This is a genomic window from Candidatus Viridilinea mediisalina (genome assembly GCF_002532535.1).
In the GTDB taxonomy this organism is placed as follows: domain Bacteria; phylum Chloroflexota; class Chloroflexia; order Chloroflexales; family Chloroflexaceae; genus Viridilinea; species Viridilinea mediisalina.
In genome coordinates, this window is sequence record NZ_NQWI01000232.1 from 1 (window position 1) to 2772 (window position 2772).

At 60.1% G+C, this 2772-nt stretch carries 2 protein-coding genes; both read right to left on the bottom strand.

Going from position 1 to position 2772, the window contains the following annotated elements; genetic code table 11:
- Nucleotides 1–80: 80 nt before the first annotated feature.
- On the bottom strand, nt 81–992 hold the full coding sequence (locus tag CJ255_RS21595) for a pepsin/retropepsin-like aspartic protease family protein (RefSeq protein ID WP_097646141.1): 912 nt from the start codon (nt 990–992) through the stop codon (nt 81–83).
- A gap of 24 nt (nt 993–1016) precedes the next feature.
- Nucleotides 1017–2561: an aldehyde dehydrogenase family protein gene (locus tag CJ255_RS21600; RefSeq protein ID WP_097646142.1), complete on the bottom strand. Its 1545-nt coding sequence runs from the start codon at nt 2559–2561 to the stop codon at nt 1017–1019.
- Between the last annotated feature and the right edge of the window lie 211 nt (nt 2562–2772).

The window sequence follows — 2772 nt, forward strand, 5'->3', positions numbered from 1 at the left end:
TGAACTGGCGTTGGAGTGCCGGCTTCAGCCGGCTAAAGCCGGCACTCCAACGCGTGCCCACTAGCTTTTCAGACAGCCTCTCAGGACACGTTACAGTCCAAACCCGCGTTGTTGTTGCTCTGTGGTTCTACCAGACAGATTGCCCGACGGTAATCCAGGGTAATACGCCCAAAACGGGCGAGCAGGGCGTTACCCACGTTGGCCCGCCCAGCACGGCCCAAGTCGCCAGCTTGGATGGTTGGTGCATCCAATTCCACATGATCGAACTGGAAGGGGCCAAGGCGCAAACTTGCAGCACTGCTCCGCAGCACGGCCACCCGTTCGACAAAGCCCTGGCCTTCACTGGTAGCGACCCGCTCTGCGCCAGGGTGTAGCCCGGCCCGCGCCGCGAGATCAGGGCCAAGGGTGAGCGCTCCATTGGAACCGGTATCAATCGTCACGAGGGGTAATGGCATAGACGGCTCGGCACCGGCAGCATTGAGCAGCATCGCGCCCTCGAGGGCGGGGAAGTGCTCGAAGAAGCGCAGCGGCAGGGTTATGCTCCCATCATGCATGCCTGATGGTTCTAGATCGGGGTGGCCCAAATGCAAACTACCTCGCTCATAGTCGGCAGTAAGGGTCAGAGAACTGAGTACATTGTAGCCCAGCACCAGATCGAGCTTAAAGGGTGAGCGGCCCAGGTCAACCGCAAGCAGATAGAGATCGCGCAGTTCAAGCGTGCCCAAGCGCAACCAGGGCAACACCGTCTCGGTGAAGGGCACCGCATCGCTGGCGGCATCGGAGCCAAGGGCAAACTCGCCCAAGCGCAAGCCTAAGCGCCGCGCCAAGCCGAGGTCAATCGCTGAGGGATCGGTTCCCGTATCGAGCAGGACATGGAGCGGATGGCCCCCCGGCCCAGCGGCGACACAGCGCAACACCTGCGGCGCAAAGAGCAAGGGTAGCTCTGTTGCACCGCTGGCTGGAAAATGGAGTTTGGTGCGATCATCGAGCATAGGGGTAGTATACCCTGATTTCGCCTACTCCTCCTCGTTGGGCGGGAGCAGCGCATCCCACCAGAGCTTGCCATCACGCTGCTGCTGGAAATCCACATGGATATGGGTCGGTTCAGTATACTCAAGCATCCCGGCCACCCCCATCTCACGCCCAATCCCACTCTCTTTGAAGCCACCGAAGGGGGCGTAGGGGTTGAGGACGTGGTGTTCATTGATGCCCACCGTGCCCGCACGAATGCGCCGGGCAACATCAATCGCCTGTTGGATATCTTGTGACCAGACCGAGGCGGCGAGGCCATACATAGTATCATTGGCCATTGCTATCGCCTCACCAACATCATCGTAGCGGATGAGCGCCAGCACCGGCCCAAAGATCTCCTCTTGGGCGAGGCGCGAGCGGTTGTTGACCTCCCCGAAGATCGTGGGTTCAACAAAGGAGCCTTGGGCATACGATGCACCAAGTGGCCGTCCGCCGCCAATCAGCAGGCGCGCCCCCTCGGCGCGGCCCAAGGCAATGTAGCCTTCAACCGTCTCGCGCTGCTTGTGGCTAATCAGCGGACCAACATCGGTAGCGAGATCGAGCGGATCGCCGACGCGCAACTGGCGCGTGCGTTGCACCAGCCGTTCAACCACCTCATCGTAGATCGCGCTAGGGACGAGGCAGCGCGTGCCCGCCTCACAGAGTTGCCCGGCGTGGTAGAACATGCCAAAGAGGACACCATCAATCGCCTTATCCAGATCGGCATCGGGCAGCAGAATACTGGGCGATTTGCCACCAAGCTCAAGGGTGACCTTCTTGATATGGGGGGCTGCAATGGCCATGATCTTGCGCCCCACCTCAGTGGAACCCGTAAAGGCAATCTTGTCCACCCGGGGATGGCCCACCAGATACTCGCCCACTTCAGGGCCCGATCCGGTGACCATATTGAGGACGCCTTTAGGCAAGAGGCCCGACTCATCGATCAGTTTGATCAGCCGAATAGCCGAGAGGGGCGCAAGCGAAGAGGGCTTAAAGACAATGGTATTGCCGGTTGCCAAGGCTGGCCCCAGCTTCCAGATGGTCATGCAGAAGGCATAGTTCCAGGGGATAATCTGGGCACAGACGCCATAGGGGTTGCGCCAGACAAAATTCCACGAGAGAGTGGGGAAATCATTCCAGGGCATGGGCTCGTAGGGCGAGCGCCGGGCCAACTCGGCGAAGACATGCATCATATGCATGCCCAACGGAATGTCGTTGAACGTGGTAGCCCGCAGCGGTACGCCGCCATCACGGCTCTCAAGCTCGGCCAATTCGGGCGCATTGGCCTCTATCAGTTGGGCAATCTCATGCAGAATCTGGGCACGCTCGTAGTGGGGGGTGTGGGGCCACGGGCCATCATCGAAGGCGGCACGGGCAGCCGCTACGGCTCGATCCACATCCGCCCGACTCCCATGAGCGCACCGCGCCAATGGTTGCCCGGTGGCTGGTTCATAGACCGTAAAGGTGCGTGCTGCATCAGCAGCACACCATGCCCCATTGATAAAAAGACCATGGGCTTCCAGATCAACATCCGTTGCATCAAGCGTCATTGCTCTGCTCCTCTTGGATGGCATTCGCATTACGTGTCGGGCTGCTGCCCTACACCTTGCTTTGGGGCTACACCCCAAACCTCGTTTGTTGTTCCGTGTTGGCGGCTTCGCCGCCAACACGGAACAACAAACGTTTTGTTAGCGCGAAAAAGTTCTGGGCCGCACCGCTTGGCTTCGACAGGCTCAGCCAGCGGCGCGGTGGCTGCCAACC

Excerpts from the sequence above, each read along its gene's own strand:
- CJ255_RS21600 (WP_097646142.1), bottom strand. The coding sequence starts at position 2,561 with ATGACGCTTGATGCAACGGATGTTGATCTGGAAGCCCATGGTCTTTTT.
- CJ255_RS21595 (WP_097646141.1), bottom strand. The coding sequence starts at position 992 with ATGCTCGATGATCGCACCAAACTCCATTTTCCAGCCAGCGGTGCAACA.